Here is an 18,499-nt window from a genome sequence, read left to right on the forward strand (position 1 = left end):
TCTCTAACTGTCTTTTGAATAAATGACGATAAGCTTGCCTTGAGCAATTTTTAACTCCATCGTCTCACTGATAAAAGCATTACTTGCGTAAATATCCGCAAAGTTATCCTCAGCTTTAAGTGGATATTTTGCGTTTTTAATCTCTAAGCTTCTTTCCGTACCTACCTGAACAATTCCCAAATAGGGATAGCCTTCAATCTTGCGAATTGTATGCTGACCCTCGGCGAGATATTTTACAAAATTTTGATTGTCTTTTAAAGAAATTCTTTCAGGGTGAGCAAAATTTAAAGGAAGATATACATTTGTCAAATGATGATCCAGCCTTCCACCTAGCGCGCCAATAATCATAATTTCTGCATCTGCAAAACGAGAAAGCACCTGCTCTAAACCAGCTTCCAAATCCGTCTGATCCTTCTCTGCCGGCAGTTTAACAAGTTCATGAGCAGCTTCTGATATTTTGTCGAATTCTTCCTGACTTACAGAGTCAAAATCACCAACTGCTAAGTCGATATTTTGACGATCTTCAAGTAAAAATAAGGCGCCTCGGTCAATGCCGACATAATAGTCATAGCTTTCATCAGGTAAGCTTGCTGGCCGTCCTGCGTGAATTAGTACTCTCATCGCTCATCCCCACTGCCCGCTATTTTACCTCTGAGCTGACGACTTTCCAGTTTATTTAAGTTGGCTTGAGCGACTTGTTCCAAATCAAGCCCCAAATAGCGCGCACAGGTCGCCACATGCCATAGGACATCACCCAACTCTTTTTCCAAAGCGCTTTTATCATCCTCGCGAATGATTCCATCTTGGTCCCGGATGATTTTTTTTATCTTATCCGCAACTTCTCCTGATTCGCCCGCTAAACCGAGTACCTTATCTAAAAAAGCAAAATTTATTTGCTCAATGTCCGCTAGAGGACCATTGACATCAAATTTTATTATTTCCTTTTGATAATCCTTAAGTTCCATAGATAAGGTTCCTCCTTTAATTCTCCCCCCTATTATATCAAAAACGCATTCCTTTGTGTTTATACTTCTCCTTATTCTTCTAATCCCCTCTGTTGACACATTTCTCAAGAAATTATTTTTCAATAGTACCCCGTCTGACTACTATATCATCTATTTTTTTGTGAATAATTCGAGAATCTTCTACAGAGAAATTTTCTAATAATTGATTACTTTGGTCTTGCAATGTTGGCGTTACATGTCGTCCATAAACCTTGCTAATCATCTGATTATCCACCATCTCATCCAATTATCTGTTCATCAATTCCAAGATCTTTTTTATACATCATATTCCCATGTCTAAATACATAGGAAACAAAAGTTGATTTTAGTTTATTTGAAAAATGTTCACAAAATTGTTAAAGAAACTCATTAATAATATTTGTAGTAAATAATGCTCCACTCTCTTAAATAAATATAAAGTCTGATTTTTGACGATTATTCAATTTAAACCAATTTAAAATATCTAGCTCACGTGACTTCAAGTTAATATCACGCTCACTTTTTTAATGAGGCGAACTTTGGAGCATTAGTTTTCGAATTTAAACGATTAATTTGGGAGCGCAGATGCAATATACCATTTTCAAAATCAATATTTTGATATCTCAATACAATTGATTCTGATATCCGATTACCAAGAGAAAATTGAAATTCAACAAAGTAACGTTTACTCCAATAGTTTTGTGATTTCATAAAACTATGGTATTGTTTCGTTTTCAACTCCATTAATTCAAGCAATAATTTCATTTCATCAATTGTAAAAAACTTATCCTCATGTTTCTGTTTTTCTTCCAGAGTCTCTCTGGGTCTTGGAAGTCTTACCCGAAACATAGGATTCTCGTCAATATCTTCCTCATCTCACAGTACTAAAAAAATAAATTCAACTTGCTTCGATAATTTTTTCTTGATGTAGGTACAACCTCTAAACCTAGTAAATATTTTTTTTATGCTCTTTTTTTATTTTTGAAAGCTCCCACTTACCAAACTTTTTCTTAAATCCTCATGTATTAGCTTCATCATCAACATGTGTACCTTTCGCAATAGAATCTTTCCGAAAATCATGCCAAAGTTCCAGAGCCTCATTAATTGCTAGATTTATTATCTTTTCATCAAGCCCCTCCAATTTGGTTTTTATTTTAAATTCTAGTTTCGTTTTGGCTTCGTCAAGAGCTCTTTTTGTTTTTGAGTTAATCCCACAAGTAACTTGTTCCCCACAATCTTCATAAGGATGCTTATAGTCTAATATCGCCCGATATTTATACTTACCTGAAGCTTTCTCATCGTAAACCCTTAATCCATTCTTTGTTGCCATAATAATTTTCTCCTTTTCTAGATTCATTCACGAAAAAAGGAGCGTTTAGAACACTCACATTTCAGCATGAATTCCTTGATTTTACTGGGTTACCTACTTTTTAGTTGTTTAAGATAAAATCTGGTGCTTCTTTGGAATTTCTGATTCTTCAAACAGTTCCTGATAGCGTGTAGCATCTAACATGCTCAAAAATTTCATGGTCGGCAATGCAGAATTCATTGCCCAGAACCAAATATTCTCAACATTTTTTGGTTTTGGATTCATTTTAAAATAATAGACATTACGACTTCCCATGAGGTCAAACCACTCCTCATCCAAATGTCCCTCTGCATCAGAGTATACAGTCAGATTATCATTGATGATTTCAACAGGAAGCCTCATCGCTTCTGCACGTTCGAAATCTTTTTCATAAAATCGGAAAAACAGCAGACTCTTCCTACTGCCGATATACAAGGTAAATCCCTTCTTTAGTATTATGCGCCATGTCCCCCCTTGATTAACACTTGGGAGTTGGCGGTCGAGCAAGCTCGCCCGTTCTTGGATGCAAGGCGCATCGACGAACTTGTGGCTAAAGCCTCTGCACATTATCCCCCTCGTCAGCTACAAGTACTACCAGATATTTTCAAAATGATTCATCTTTGCTTTCTCATTTCTTCATGATGTTTCAAACTCTGGTCAATTAAAAAAGTCTCATATCCAGCTATGGAAATGAAGACTCTTTTGTGACTTACGTCTAAGATGTATTGAGAAAAGTTGGGGATCTCGGCGCATTTTGGTGATGGGTTTTACGCCGAAATTCTGAGCAATTTCGTCTTTGTCAGCATAGAGTTTTTGTTGGTTAGATTTCAAATAGTGCTTTCCATAATTTATTTTTAGATAGAAATTTATCACTTCAATATATAAGCGAAAAATTTTGATAATTCGTCCCCCCTTTTCTAAAATTTTATAAAATAAAAACTACAAAATAGTCCCTCTACTTATTAATTGAAAAATCAGGCAAAAGTAGAGTACTTTTTTAATTACATTTTCACAATATTTTTGTAAAAAACAAATACTCAAGAATAGATATAAAAATTCCTCTCACTAATAAGCGAAAAGAAAGCACTATAAGCCAGGAACTTCTGAATTATTTATATCTTTAAGTTCTTTTTCAACTGTGGCTTTTCCCTTCTCGATTCTCTCTTCTATAATTTTCACTTGTTCATCATTCAAAACGTGATAATAAGCATTATCTTTCATTTTCTTTTCTAAATATTCAATCGTAAACTCAGAATCAACAAAGATTATAGAATCGATAAACCTCCCATAACTTTCCTGTGCTGATAAAAAATAAGTATCAGATTCGATTTCAACTCTTGATAATTCATGATCAAAAGTCTTAATAAAATTGTCAGACATAACTTCAGAAACATCTTTTTCACCATTTTTGAAGCTTATGAAATCATTTCTATCCTCAATTTTAAGTTTTATCTCAAGTTTTCTAAGCAATCTTGCTAGCTTAACTAACTTCCAATTCATATCATACCAATAAGATGCCTTCGAGCTCATAGACGAAAATATTCTTCCAGGAAATAAAATACTCGAATTTCGTTTATTAAGTCGATTATAGCTGTTTCTAGAATTATTTAAAATTCTTTCTAAATAGAGAACTCCGCTAATAAAATCTTTATTGTCGGATTCCATCATTCTGTCACAAAGCAGCTCTAAAGTTCTATCATAAACTACATAAAGATAATTTTCATTATGCCATTTTTCCCCCATATCATTAATGAGTTCCCAAAAATCATTTTGAAAGTAAAAGTATTTTTTTCCAATTTCTTCGTTGGTTTTTAATAACAATCTCGGGGAAGTGAGCCACTTAAGTAAAGTACTCAATTTATTCTTCCTGCTAAACCAAATATCAAAAAATGAGTGACTATCGGCATAAATTGATATTATAAAATTTTGGACCTCATCTTCATCCTCAATCAATTCAATACGATTTCTAATACGGTTATCAAATTTTCTTAATCTATCAGATACTAAATCTTTATATAATATTTTCATATATTGATCTGATAGACCAGTTTGGATTATCCATTCTTCTCTCCAAATACCGTCCATTTTCACCTCTCTCATAGATGAAAAACCCCAGGTAAGATTAAAATAAATCGCTATAATAATGAAAATCAGTGATGCTATCCAAAGATTTTGTAAGATTAAGATATCTTTCCCCCAGAATAAAGGAAATACAATAAAATATAACAAGATTAATCTAAATAAAAACAGTTGCTCTATCTCTTCTAATACAGCTAATTTTACAGGTCGGCCATCCATATAAATCCCCCAGATTTTCTCTCTTCCCTTCTTTGAGGAAATTAGGAACTGAGAAATTGAAAAAATAATTGCATATACTGAAATTACAGTAAAAGCAACACCCAATAATGTTGCACTATCATTGGTAGAGAACATGTTTGCCAATTTCATTTTAGAACTAAGAAAATACAATCCAATAAAATAAGTTGACTGAATGATAAAAAGTAGAATGCCCTGAAATCTGTTGTATTTAGGACTCACGATTGACCTGTAATACTTCGAAAGTAACTTCCAGTATAACTTTGAACTCAAAAATATTAAGAAAATTATCAATAAAATCACTGAAGGATTTTGCAGAATGAAATTGATTACTGTATGAAGCATAAATATCCCACCTACCCTTCAAAATATCCAATATCAAACCGAAACCCGATTTTCTCAAAAACATCTGAACTCTCTTCAATCACAAGTCGATATTCTTCACTCATTAAATATTTTTGCTGTTTAAGATTAAATTGTAATCTAAATAAGCGTTCCGAATCACTCAAACTTTCTTTATTTGCAATAACCTGCTGCACATCACTTATTTTGTCACCATTTTGATTTTCAAAATATAAAGAATATATAGCTGGACGAATTTTATCTCCAACAGGATTTTTTTGTAAAAAATCTAATGAGAAAGTAAAGTTATTGCTCTTTCTGCTTTCACTGATTAAAATCAATTCGGGAGTTTGGATCTCAACAAATCCTTTTGAAGTCGTTCTGTGCCCTTTATATTTAATGACAGGAACAACCATTTCTTGTAAGCTCACACCACCGTGAACAAAGTTTTCCCCACCACCTTTAATTTTAAGACGAATTGTCTCTTGAGGCGCAAAACCTTGAATAGAATTTCCATTTAACTTTACATCACTCTTAATTGGTAGGAGATATTCTGAATAAGTTGCTTCTGTTGTGATTGCATATCTTCTTCCTAACTCTAAAACAGTGCCACTAAGTGATTGACTTCCTGATTTTTGTGACTCCTCTAATGATTTATAGCTATACATAAAACCGTGATCTGCTGTAAATAAGATATTAGAACTATGCAAATCATCGGTGATTATTTTTGCTAAGCCTGTCAATTCTTCGATCGTTTTCTCACAAGCATCAAAAACATCCGTCTCAGTAGTCAATTTGTCGCCTGTAGCATCTATTCTATTATGATAAATATAAATAACTTCTTTTCCTGAGTAAACTTTACGTCTTTGCTCTCTGTTTTTTGCAATTAACTCACTATATTGAATCGCAATGCTTTTTGGATTTGCTCTATTAAGGATTTTATTCCGATTGACTGTTCCACTTGCTGAGATGCCATCCAAGTACACGTTCATTTTATCGTCAACTGTAATTTCGCCTGCGGGTAAAAGTGCTGTCATTCCAAACTTAGTTACACTTGGGAATGTTGATTGCATTGATTCTAATACGGTAGTTCCTTTTGTTTTCTTAACCAGATAATCTGATAATTCAGCTGCGACCTCATATCTCAGTGCATCTGAAACAATAACAATCGTACGTCCTTTTGTCGATGAAATATAATGTGAATAAAAGTTATTTTGACGCTCAACGCCTGAAACAAATCCTTTTTCTTTAAAATCATTTTTTGCTGAGTCAAGCCAATTTCTGTTAACCTTTTTCAAATACCATTCATGATATAGTCCCTCTACGACATCAACAGTGGCTCTCAAATCCTCTTCTAGCAAAGGATGATGAGTAGATTTTGCCTTGTTGAAATAAATATGAAACTGGCGATAATAACTATCCATCAAGTAGAAGTCCTCAGTATAGCTCTTCCATATTTTATCTGCACCGACAGTATGAAAAGCATCTAAGTGCTTAAGATAGAACTCTTGCATTTTTCCTATATAGAACAAGCCTTCAAAATAATTTTTATGAAGTTTATACCAAGAGGAGATCCGCAATTGCTCAACTAGAACTTTGATATCATCAACTTTTATTATCTGATTGCTTACTAGGTCAAATTGACGTTTCAAGAGAATCACATTGATAATTGGAAAAATATTACTTACTCTTAACTCACTTTGTCTTGAAAACAAACTAAACAAGTTAAGTCGATTTTCAACTTCATAAACAATACTTTCAAGATCATTATTTAAATCACTCGCTTGCCAAGCACGAATAAACTGATAACAGTAGTTTGAGTAATTTATAGCACAATACGGACTTAACTCTTTATAAGAATCAACTGGATTATTTTGAGCAAAAGCAGTAACAAGTATGTGTGCAGCTAAATCAAACACTGTACGAGATATACCATTTGCAAACCCTGTGTACTTTTGAACTAAATGCCAAAACTCATTGATATTTCCAAATTTAGCAATAGATACCGTTTTTTCGTTTTCTTCTTCTAATCCTGAAATTAGTACTGCTTTAATGACATCTTCAAATTTTGCATCTGTCAAACCACATAAGGTAGCCATAATATCAACATGAAGCTGTTCTGCTTCTTCATATCTCCTGCCACGCCTTTGAATTTTTAACTTCCGTTCCTTATTAGCAAAGAATTTAGAGTATTTTTTTAAAACTCTACGCATTTCTTGAGTTTGAGCAATATTTAATTCTTCCATTTGCAAAGAGACTAAATCAGCTCTGAAAGGTTCCCCACTATATTTCTTAATATCATATAACCAGTCGTCTTGATGGTCTTTTTCATAAGTTAGTGAATCATAAATTAGGTAATCACTCTCCAAATCATCAATGACTAATTGCTTCTTAACTTGAAAATTATTGCTCCCTGTTAAAATAATTTTTTTGACATTAGTGAGCTCATAGTCAGCAAAATCCTCTCTAAATTCCTCATCTTCATCACTCCAAAAAACAATACGACGTTGATGAAATTCTGGCAAAGGAGATGTAAATCGTTCTTTTAATCTTTGTTCAATTGCTTCTGATAACATTGTAACTTCCTTTCCCAATCTCTCTAATCACATTTTCAATACTGCATGAAACTTCATCATACTTGGCAGTTGAAACATCTCGACTATTTTCAATGGCTTGATGAATATCTCGAACTAAATCTGTAATTTTACGCGTTGTTTTATTGTTCTCACTATACTCTGGAATATGTTTCTTTAAATCTCGAATCACATCCGCATAGTTCATTCTCAATTTCTCAAAGTGAGCAAGCAACCAGATTTCAAACTGGGGGTTGGTAAAACCAATGATATACCCAGTTGCTAACATTTGCTCAAACTGTTGCTCCGTCAAATGGTCTTTATCAAATACAAATGCAACTTTAGCAGAATCTTTAATTTGCTTTTTGTAAAAACGGTCTTTTAGCGCAGCGTCCAACAAATGATTTAAGCCCTCACAATTGATAATTTCAAGCTTGTAGTTAGATTGACGCACAAAGTCTTGCTGTTTCAAAGCTGAGAAATAAATTTCTTCGCTAAATCCTTCGACAAAGATAGTGAAGACCTGCTTTATTTTTCGTCCCATTAGTCTTCCTCCAAGATCCCCATCAAACCAGCTTCATTCACTTCTTGAATTGCCCCAAAAAGTCCTGCTTCATACTTAGGAGAAACTTTTGTCTCTTTGCGGATTCCATCAAATTCTGAAAGTTTATAGAGTTCACTCTCACCATCAGAGTTTTTCTCAACAAAATAGATTTGATGCTTTTGGAGAATATCCATCAAGCTACTGTCATGAGTGGTTGAGATAAATTGAATGTTATTCTTTTCGCTATTGATTAAATTCACAAAACTTTGTGTCAATTTTTTATGAAGTGAACGATCAAATTCATCATTTAATATCACAATATCTTTCACCGAGTTGCCCCCCAATAGAAGTAAAATCATATTGAAATATTGTTGTGTTCCATCACTTTCATTTTGCAAAAGTATCCTGAATCTTTTTCCGTTATTTTCATGAACAAGGTATATTTCGGTTACATTTTGCATAGTGAATTGCTGCTGAAAATCTTCTGGGCCTTTTGCTTCTTTCATGTCTATTTTCATTCCAAAAGAAAGTGACGGACGTAGATTTTCCTCAATTTCTATATCAAAAATATTGAAATCCGCAAAACGCATCGCATAAAGTACGCGTTCTTTAAAGTTACTATCATCTCTTAGTTTTTGAAAAACATTTCCACTATTTGGATTCTGCAGGTCATAAAACCATGAAAAAGCAATACGTGCTGCTTTAACATTATTATTTTGTGCAAAAAATAAAGCCAAACTTGTTTTCCGTATCGTTGCTACTAAGTAATTAACTTGAGCATTGATATCTGAAAAAACAAATTCTTGATAATTTCGCTCAAAAATCAGTTCTTCATCTTGTTGCAAACGTTCAAAAACAACTTCATTTCGATTATACTCAAGAATATATTTAAAAACAGATTCACGCTTTAAAAATACAACTTCAAATCTTGTGTTTTCTTTATTTGAAGCAAAACTATCTGAAAAAAGTCCTTGTTCATCATTTTGATTGGGATTTAAAATCAAGGCACTTAGCTGAAATAAAGCTTTCAAAATATTAGATTTTCCGCTCGCATTTGCGCCGTAAATCATTGCATTTTTAAGCACACGAATTGTGCCTAATTTCGTCTTAACCTCAAAACGGCGATTTTTATCACTTCGTTCATCTTTATTCAATACAAAAGAAATCTCTTGTTCTTCCTTAAATGACCGATAGTTTTTCACTTTTAAAGATAATAGCATCTCAACATCTCCAATCTTAAAAACACTTTCCTGTATTTAATTTTAACATTTTATTGTTTAAAACAGAAGAAAAGACTTTGCCGAATTTAACAAAGTCTTAACTATTTAAACTTTAATTGCATACACGCTGCGTTCGCAATTTATTTTAATCTCCAATATGAGGGCGACTACTTAAAAAGGATACTCTGAATCATTTATTTCGGTATTCGAGATTACTTCCGATAATGAAGCAATTACTTCTTTGTTAATGAATATTGTTTCATCAATCTTATATTTATCCTTCAACCAATTCTGGTTAAATATAGGTTCAAATTCTTCATCTTTAACAACAGCAACACAAAGCTTGGTTAGCTCATTATTATTTTTTTCAACATAAGCGTTAATCAACTCGGATTCATCTTCCAAATTTCTAATCACTAGACGCTGGCTCCAGATTTCTTTAACAGCCTTATTCAGAAGTGCACCAACATCATAATAAGGTGGAAGATTAACTGTCACATAATTTCTAGCTTCAGGAAAATAGTCTCTCGCCTCTTTATTTGATAATCCTAAAATTGATTTCCCCATAAATTAGCTCCTAGAACACCTTCGTTAAAATATCCCCAAACTTCGGATAGTTAACCTTTACTCCATCATCAAGATCTAGCTCGATATTCATATCTGCTAGGTGATGAACTTTTTCTTCAAAAATTACTGTCTCTTGAACTTGTGCCATAAACTTGGTTTGAGCTTTGGTTAAAGCGACACGCTCGCGTCCTTCTGCAGTCAGCAATTCTTGTTCAATTTGTTCAAGTTGCGTGTGATAGCGGTCTTGCTGCTCATGGATATAATCGGTACGGAGTTTGGCAAGTGTATCACGACTGTATCTGTGCAAGTAAACCAACGCTTTAAAACCATTTTTCTTACCACTATCAAACATCCAATAGATTGGACGTTTTTGATACATCTTGACATGATCTTTGTAGAAATCTTTAAGGAAATAGTTCCGCAAGACCTGTCTTGGTGTGCCTTTACCACCTAGTGCGTCCGCAATGAATTTGAGATTTTCTTCTAAAGTCGCTTCTCCATAGATTTTGCTGATGAACTCCACAAATCGACCTACGATATCATCCTCAAAATACTCATCATCTGTGATTGGGATAATATTATCTTCATCAGGAAGGAAAGGATCTATCCCGTTCTCAACTCCGTTACGTTTTGCAGAATCCATAATCCGCTCCACCTTTGAACCATAGCTCCAAGCGCCACCTGCATAGAAAAGGCCATCTTCGTATGGCGTGTAACGTCCAAATATACAGCCCACTGCATAGCTGATGAGTGATTTCACATCACGCACCAAGTCAGCTTTACGAACAGTGACATCTTTATCTTCAACCTCAGGACTTAACTCATCTTGCAAGCCATAGATATCAATGAAAATTTCGTTAAGCTTTTCTTCATTGGCTTTCAAGGTATTGAAGCGCTCATCAGCTTCTTTTTCCCAAAGTTCAAAAGCTGTCGCAATCTTGTCAGTACTGACAAGAAGCGGATGTTTCTTGAAGTCCCATGAATTTTCGAAAGAGTCCCAGTCGGTACGGGAGATGGAGATATTGTGTTCGACAATGGTTTCTACTTCTGCTATACAACTAAATAAAATCGGTAGGTTGCTGACATTTCCCTTTTGAAAATTCATTGTCGGATTAATTGCTGATAAATAATATGAAGCTACACAGCTATTCAAGAAAGCTAACAAATATTTTATTGAATATCCTGGTGGAATTGAAGCAAAAGAACCGCTTGCATCATATAAAAATCCATACTCCGTATACCTTGTAGAAAACATATTTGATGACAATGAGTTCCAACAAATATTTTCACAAAATATATACTCTAAATTAAATGCATGCGCTGGTATCTTGCCAGCTTCATTTTTTAGATTTCTCATATTATAACCGTCGTTATACCAGTCAACTACATATTCATTATTACCATACCATCTCCTAAACTCACCACCTTTACTGTATGGAAACCATTTTGCATTACTCATTATTGCTAAATCACGTGATTGACAATTTACACAAAAGCTTTGATTATTTACTTCATGCCATAGCCTCACAAATATATGATTGTTTCCCGTTATCATTCCCGCACGAGTTGTGAATAAATCACCAAAACTTGATGCTGAATCAAAAATCTCAAAGGCTTTTCTGTTCACCCAATATGCCACGGGACTACCCGGTATCTTGGAAAAATTGTCAGCATTAGAGACGTAGCGATCCTTACCCCTTAAGAACGATATTTCTTTCTCATCTTGACTGTTAAAGTCCACCAAGCGGATATACGTTCCCAAGAAACTCGGCGTTTTGTGAGTGTTTAGGACAAATGCTGTAGTCTGCACTACTTCACCGCCGATTTCCTCAAACGCTCGTGCTCCCAAATGTGCCATGTTTACGATGTCACAGGTAAGCAGTTTATTACGCAGTTTTTCATAACTTGACAGGAACATCCAAGCATGTTGAGTAATCATCGCCTGATAGCCAGTCGGCTTCAATAAATGCCTGCACCTTTCTATGAACGCGGCGAAAAGGTCGCTTTTCGTGTCAGAATAATTCTTCTTCACAAATTCAGACAATTTTCCACTCATACCATTTGAACTCATATAAGGCGGATTGGTCACAACCACATCATACTTTTGTGACAACAGTCGTTTAAAGTTCCATACACGTAGTTTCGTGCCATAATCTTCCAAATCCAGCTGATCAATCTGCTCTATCGGTTTAGGCTCAAGCGTTTCAACTTTGAGCAAAGAACCAAATTCTTCTCCGTTTGTCCAGCCTTCTGGATGATAGATTTGTGGTTTCACGCCAAGTGTCAAGAAACGACGATTATATTGTCTTGCTTTCATCATCAGTGCAAAGTAAGACAAGTGATAAGCACGTTTATCAATATCTAGTCCAAAAAGATTTTTCTCTAAGATGAGCTGTGCAGCCTCACGAGGACGATAGCCTGCACTTTCATAGATTTTAATCAAGACATCGAAGGCATAAACCAAGATATGACCGCTTCCCATACAAGGGTCAAGGAAAGTAATGTCTTCAGGCGACAGTCCGCTTCTTGTGCTACGAATTTGTGCAAGCTCACTTGCTACTTCGGGCAGTTGCTCAGCTTCTTCAAGGTAGTATTTCCATTCTGACTTGAGCGGACTATCGGGGTGAGCTTCTAACCAAGTCCGACCGAGCGAATTTTCAACCATATAGCGTACAATCCAGTCAGGTGTGAAAAGTTGAGTGGCTGCGGGAATTTTCTCTTTAGTGATTTTTTTGTTTTTCTTCAGTCCATCAAAGACTTCTTGCTTTGGCTCTGTATTGTAGTATTGATAAAGCCAGCCGATAATCTGTACGGCATCTTGCCAGTCAGCCTCAGGGATATCAGAGACTAGACGACCGAGTACACTATCGTCTTTGAGAAGGTTTGTAGGAAGTAAAAGCTCGGTGTAGCTATCCAAACGTTCAAACATCTCAGGGAGTGCTGAATTGAGCGCGTTACATTGTGTCAGCAAAAGATAGTTATAAAGTTCATTTGTGGCATTATCATTGATGAAAGTTGCCACTTTTGACGAATCAAGTCCATCAAGCTCTAAGCGCAAGGCATTGTCTAAAATTTCAGGCTTAAACTTACCATTAATATCTGAAAAAACTCGAATGTGCGTTGGTAGATAATCGTTGACTTCCATGTAGCGAAGCGCAACAAAACGGTTGAACCACGTATAAGCCACTTCTTCCATGACTTGTTGGTAACTGGATTGTTTGATTTTTGAGACGAGCTCTCTACGTTGGGACTTCTCATTGTCCGTTAGCACACGCTCATTGACAGCGACAGGGTTTTCTTCTCCATAGCCGTTTTCATCAATTCCGTAAAAATAAGCTTGCTGTTTCACTTGTGAGATGAGTTCCGTTCTTGCCCATACCGCATATTTTTGAACGGCATTTTTATTCATAAGTCACCTCTTAATTAATTTTGATACTGTCATTAGTATCTAATTTGCTGTAAAGCTTTTGCTTTATTGCGTCTAAATAGTCATCAATCTCTTGATGTGAGCTGAGCATTTTGACAGGAAACACTTCCATACGGCGCACACGAGTAATCTTAGGGATATGAGTTTCAATCTCAGTCCCATCTTCATACACAGTAAACTCTGTTTGTCGAACCAATCCTTCGATTCGAGCAACTACAGGAGCAGTGTAATTTTGAAGCTGGCGAATCATCGCATCAAGCTTCATGATTTGAGTGGTATATTCCACCTCTTCCTTTACACTTGTATAATATTGATCAGCTCGAGTGACTTCATTTTGCGCCCGAAGATCCCCCTCCGCTGTTGTATGCACTTCCGCCATACACTCTTGAATATTTTCAAAAACTTCCGCTTTCTTTTGAGCTAGTAACTCTTGGTGGACATTTTTAACCTCTTGAATTAAGCTTGGAAGTTCTTTGATGCGTTGGTATGGCTTAGGATTTGCTAAAATTGTTGCGATTTCTCTTAGGCTATCTGTTGCTTTTTCGCTTGTTTCAAGATAATGCCTTTCATCTTTCATATCAATTTGAAGTTTGAGGGCATTATCAAAAATCTCACGCTGAGAAGTAAAGAATGTCTCAATATCCTCTAAATCCTCTGACATATCGTACAAGTCATCTTGCTTTTGAATCAAGATTGTCAACAAAGCGATACTATCAGATTTTTGTGAAAGAATATCTTGTAGGAGTTGAATGGCATATTCAACCTCATGCTTTTGTGGGTAGCTTGTTACTTTGTATTCAGCGAGTAGTTCGTGATAATGATTGACTTTATCTGTCAGTGTCGCAACAACAAAATCTGGCAATTCTTCTTCACCAGTTGGCACACTCATGCGATCCATCCACTCGCGCATGAAGATAGCAGATTTTCTTAGGTGTTCTTCTGATGGTGCAACTTTACGTTTGACACTTGCACGGTCAATTTCCGATTTTCTACGTAGATAGTTCACTAGATTTCGATTATCAGCTCCTACCACTGCGCCAGCGTATCTAATCTCAATTTTCTTAGCTACAATGAGTTGTGCAATCATCCCAGCAATCTCATGCTCACGCCAACCATAAGGAATCGCTTGATAACGCTTTTGAACATCACCCATGGTCACAGGGATATGGCTCATCTCACGCTCATCCAACCACTGCAACATTTTTTGAATGGCAAACTCGTTATTCCCCCCAGTTCCTTCAAGTGTCGTTTCTGAAATCACGTTGTTTAAAACTGCTTGAATATCAGCATCACTCTCATAGAAAGTGTTTACCAAGTCAAGTTCTGAGTAAACATCTTCAATCAAGTGATTTAACAGGGTATCGATCTTAACTTTTGCTTCCCCCGCCTTGATTTCTATTTTTTCACCAAAAGCATAAAAATCTCCTTCAATAATCGCCTGCTCAATTTGCTGTTTCGCTTCATCTTCAAGTTTTCTTGCTTCTTCTTGGCGAGTACGGATAATCGTTTGAACGTGTTCTGGAAGCTGTCCAATATTTTTTTGCTTCACATACTTCTTGATTTTAGCTGCTGACTCAAGTGCATTATAATACTGGGCTGTTGTTGAAAGTAAAACGACTGCTTCATTATTTGCTCTCGAATCAAACAGGATTTTATTTTCATCACTCAAAAAACCATCGCTCGCTACAGTAATGAATCGTAAGCGAATGTCACCTTTTACACCACCAATAAGCGTACTATCAATATATTGGTCATAAGCAAAGTCATATCTCCCATTTTTACCATATTTAAATTTCTTCGATGGATAAATTTCAGAAAAAATAGTTTGACCGATGCCTTGTACAATATTGGCACTATCCACTGGTGTATTACGAATTTCTTGAGCAATATCTTGCTCTTCATCAGTCAAGAAATAGTAACGATCTCCATTACGAGCGATATAGTTCTCCCGCTCTAAGCGCTCTAATGATTCTGTAATTTCTTGTCTAAGTTTAATCTTGTCTGTTTTGATACTGTCAATCATCAAAATTGAAATATTATCAATATTTGACTTGATATCATCAATATAACGAATCAAATAAAGTAATTTCAGTACATCAACATCTAGTTGCTTCATATTGGGATTGGTATCAACTAAATTTTGGCAACGGTCAATAACACGACGAATCGTACTTTCTAAAAAGGTATGAACTGTATCATAGAATCTAAAGAATGGCACAAGTGCTTGTTCATCAGCATCTTGAACTTTTTGCGCAGCTTCTTGGAAACCTGACAGCATTGAACGTTCACCACCTGATAAGTGCTTTCCAGAGTTGCCGTGTTTTCTGATTTCAGCCAAGACCTTTTGGATAACGATAAATTGATATGGAACGAATGGGAAAGTTGAAACAAATTCTTCTGAATCATTGAATCCCTTCATATCTGAAACTGCATCACTAAAGGTAAAAAGATTTCTAAGCACCGCATAATCTTCACTATATTCAAGCTGAAGTTGTTGCTTCGCCTCATCTGTTTTCTCAAGAATACGTTTCTTAATTACTTCGTCGACTGATGCTGATGAAAGTGATAAACGAGTGTTGAAGCGCCCTTGAATTTTTGAAAAATCATCGCCTGCAATCTTAACAACTGAGTCAATTGCTTCTTGACTAGTCACCATCACCCAAACTTTACCCTGACAATGTGTCCCAAGCTCTTCGACAATCGTTTGGAGATTAATCATCAAGTTGCCATCATCACCAATGTATTGCCCCACTTCATCAATACAGAATAAAAGCCTGAAATCACCATCTTTTGCATCAACATAACCTTTAATATCAGCTACAAGTTGTTTGATACTCATATCAATGTTTTCTTCGCCATTGAACCAGTTTCTGGCTGCGGTATCACTCATACCAAGCACTTTTTGAAGAGTATCGACAACATCATCTTCAAAGAAAGCATAGGCTTCACGACTTGTCAACCATGGGTCTCCATGAATATCGTTGAAAACTCGATGGAATTCATTGGTTTTGCCCTTTTTATCAATGAACAATTCTAGCTTTGCTAGTTTTAAATCATCACCAAAAAAACCTAAATGATTGTAGAACACTTTCGCAAACACACGCAAAATGGCAGTCTTGTCCTTATTAATCGGGCCTTCATTATCAATATTGAAAAGGATTGACTCTGTAGGCACGTTTGCTGATTGAAGAAGTTTTTCATATAACTTCACATCAACAAATTTATCTTCAAAGAAATCAATAGCTTTTTTATTATCGACTTCTTTATTTGATAAGAGATATGATAAAATCTTTAGGAAGTGAGATTTACCACTCCCAAAGAATCCTGAAATCCAAACGCCAACTTTATCTGTCGGATAGTCAAGTGCTAAAGAATAGTTGTCTAGGAAAGTCTTAAAATGTCTCTCTAACTCCTTTGTAACGATATACTCTTCTAACTCGGTACTCAAGCTTTTGTTATCATCTTGGCTTACTTTGACTACTCCATTGATATCGCGATTGATATCCTTTTTAAACATCTTTTGAATTTTCATTCTGATTTCTCCTCAATCAAAAGGTTAAATGCTCTATAATAATTTCCATCACTAAACTCATTAAATAAACTCAAGCTTTGTCCTGTAAATTCTCCAGGATAAAACATAATAATTGGTACATTTTCAAACATATGTTGCATATTATCTAACACTTTGTGAGCCCGCATAAAGGGATAAACTTGGCCAACTCCAGTTAAAAACAGTACATTTCCTTTTCCGATTTCTACTTTCTTCATTCGGTCTAAAAACTCGTTTGGACTAGCTATCTTCTGAAGTTGCTGCAACAAGAAATCTTTTCCTTTTTTACGCTCCATATCACTAATGGCAGGCAATACTCGTTTTTCTTCTAAAATTTGAAGAAAAAGTTCATATAAATCTTGCTTCACAATTTTAAACGGAGGGTTAGAGCTTTCCACTATTTTTTGAACGTAAGCCTGAACAATCAGTTCATCTTTAGGATCATATTGAAAAATGTAAATTCCAACTTCATTTGATAGCCCTTCATTTTCCAGAAATCCTTTTTCTAAAATTCTTGGTTTAATTTGATCTAATCTCTGTTTTATATCTGACATTTATTAACTCCTTGGAAAATAATTGAATGCAGAAAATGCTGCTTCATCATGATTTTCTCTCATTCCTTCTTCAAGTTCAGCGCTAATAAGAATAGGATTTAGTTTTGTACTTTTTGATGAATTTAAAATCTCAACCTCAACTAGGCACTTTCTAAGTACTTGACTCAATTTTTTTATAGTTGCCTCGCTCCAAGATGCCACACTATCATTTTGTTCTTGAAGTCTTGTGAAAAATTCATTGATATCTTTTACAGTTAGCGTATCGTCATTTTGTCGATATTTTTCTCCAACTACATCAACCATGAATTCCCACACCAAACGATTGTATCGCATGATTGAGTAAAGATTGATTTGTTTAGCAACATCTGTAGGGGCATTGATTATTTCAGCTACTAATTTATCATTATCTAACAAATTAGCTCTTTTAAAGCACGCTCTCACCATTCTTGAAACTTGTCTTTCAGTTGGATATTGAAATAGATTATCTTTTTTGACTTCTGAAATGATTTTTTCTATTAGTTGTTTCTCTAAATATTTTTTTGCTACGATACGCATCTCATGAAACAAAAATTGCTCTGCAGTTAGCGCACCACTATATCTATCAGATTTCATCATCTCAATCACTCTCCCTTCACTTGATTAGTCAATATTGGCACTATCTCCACTCTCTACCCATCTATCAACTTCTGAAATTTTAAATTTATATTGTTTTCCCATTTTATGATAAGGAATTGCATCTTTTTTTATCCAGTTTCTGATTGTATCTTTGCTTACACCACAATGCTCAGCAATTTCCTCTAAATTCGACCACTTTTCAGGTTCTTTCTCCATTTTCTACACCTCTATCTTTGATTGCTTTTACTTATTATTGTATCATATTTTATATTTGAATAAATATTATCTAATGACATTTAATAGGATTTACTATGAATAAATAAGAAAATTTGGATATAAAAAAACTTCAGTATTTTTTGTACTGCACCCCAAAAGTTAGACAGAGAATGTCGTGCACCCATAAATTTGGACCGATGCTCAAGTAAAATTACGGTATTCGATTGGAGATAACCATCCTAAT

At 35.1% G+C, this 18,499-nt stretch carries 14 protein-coding genes; all 14 read right to left on the reverse strand.

All coding sequences use genetic code 11. From position 1 onward, the window contains the following. Positions 1–3 precede the first annotated feature (3 nt). On the reverse strand, positions 4–621 hold the full coding sequence (locus B4H39_RS02185) for a thiamine diphosphokinase (RefSeq protein ID WP_202231695.1): 618 nt from the start codon (positions 619–621) through the stop codon (positions 4–6). Further along, positions 618–965: a nucleoside triphosphate pyrophosphohydrolase family protein gene (locus tag B4H39_RS02190; RefSeq protein WP_202231694.1), complete on the reverse strand. Its 348-nt coding sequence runs from the start codon at positions 963–965 to the stop codon at positions 618–620. Before B4H39_RS02190 ends, B4H39_RS02185 begins: the two co-directional genes overlap by 4 nt. Positions 966–2,001: 1,036 nt before the next feature. Then, a complete protein-coding gene (locus tag B4H39_RS02195) occupies positions 2,002–2,313 on the reverse strand; it encodes a hypothetical protein (protein WP_251420876.1) in 312 nt (103 codons plus the stop codon). A 108-nt stretch (positions 2,314–2,421) separates the two neighbouring features. Then, a complete protein-coding gene (locus B4H39_RS02200) occupies positions 2,422–2,898 on the reverse strand; it encodes a replication initiation factor domain-containing protein (RefSeq protein ID WP_251420878.1) in 477 nt (158 codons plus the stop codon). 519 nt (positions 2,899–3,417) lie between these two features. Beyond that, positions 3,418–4,779: a hypothetical protein gene (locus tag B4H39_RS02205; RefSeq protein WP_251420880.1), complete on the reverse strand. Its 1,362-nt coding sequence runs from the start codon at positions 4,777–4,779 to the stop codon at positions 3,418–3,420. Positions 4,780–5,003: 224 nt separating this feature from the next. Beyond that, the gene (gene pglZ / locus B4H39_RS02210; protein ID WP_251420882.1) at positions 5,004–7,565 is read right to left on the reverse strand and encodes a BREX-1 system phosphatase PglZ type A; all 2,562 of its coding nucleotides are present in this window, start codon (positions 7,563–7,565) and stop codon (positions 5,004–5,006) included. Further along, the gene (locus B4H39_RS02215) at positions 7,546–8,106 is read right to left on the reverse strand and encodes an RloB family protein (protein ID WP_251420884.1); all 561 of its coding nucleotides are present in this window, start codon (positions 8,104–8,106) and stop codon (positions 7,546–7,548) included. The genes pglZ and B4H39_RS02215 overlap by 20 nt, the downstream gene beginning before the upstream one ends. Then, on the reverse strand, positions 8,106–9,326 hold the full coding sequence (locus tag B4H39_RS02220; protein ID WP_251420886.1) for an AAA family ATPase: 1,221 nt from the start codon (positions 9,324–9,326) through the stop codon (positions 8,106–8,108). Before B4H39_RS02220 ends, B4H39_RS02215 begins: the two co-directional genes overlap by 1 nt. A gap of 171 nt (positions 9,327–9,497) precedes the next feature. Beyond that, entirely contained in the window at positions 9,498–9,893 is a 396-nt protein-coding gene (locus tag B4H39_RS02225; RefSeq protein ID WP_251420888.1) for a hypothetical protein, read from the reverse strand. A 10-nt stretch (positions 9,894–9,903) separates the two neighbouring features. Further along, positions 9,904–13,302, reverse strand: coding sequence for a BREX-1 system adenine-specific DNA-methyltransferase PglX (gene pglX, locus B4H39_RS02230; RefSeq protein WP_251420890.1), 3,399 nt, complete (start codon positions 13,300–13,302; stop codon positions 9,904–9,906). 10 nt (positions 13,303–13,312) lie between these two features. Continuing rightward, a complete protein-coding gene (gene brxC, locus B4H39_RS02235; RefSeq protein WP_251420892.1) occupies positions 13,313–16,852 on the reverse strand; it encodes a BREX system P-loop protein BrxC in 3,540 nt (1,179 codons plus the stop codon). Continuing rightward, complete coding sequence (locus tag B4H39_RS02240; RefSeq protein WP_251420894.1) at positions 16,849–17,424, reverse strand: DUF1788 domain-containing protein; 576 nt, start codon at positions 17,422–17,424, stop codon at positions 16,849–16,851. Before B4H39_RS02240 ends, brxC begins: the two co-directional genes overlap by 4 nt. 3 nt (positions 17,425–17,427) lie before the next feature. After that, positions 17,428–18,039 carry a DUF1819 family protein gene (locus tag B4H39_RS02245; protein ID WP_251420896.1) on the reverse strand — a complete coding sequence of 204 codons (612 nt, stop codon included), beginning with the start codon at positions 18,037–18,039 and terminating at the stop codon, positions 17,428–17,430. A 24-nt stretch (positions 18,040–18,063) separates the two neighbouring features. Further along, on the reverse strand, positions 18,064–18,255 hold the full coding sequence (locus B4H39_RS02250) for a helix-turn-helix domain-containing protein (RefSeq protein ID WP_058211109.1): 192 nt from the start codon (positions 18,253–18,255) through the stop codon (positions 18,064–18,066). Positions 18,256–18,499: the final 244 nt, after the last annotated feature.

The sequence above is a fragment of the Lactococcus sp. UBA7128 genome, from assembly GCF_002492185.1.
Classification (GTDB): domain Bacteria; phylum Bacillota; class Bacilli; order Lactobacillales; family Streptococcaceae; genus Lactococcus; species Lactococcus muris.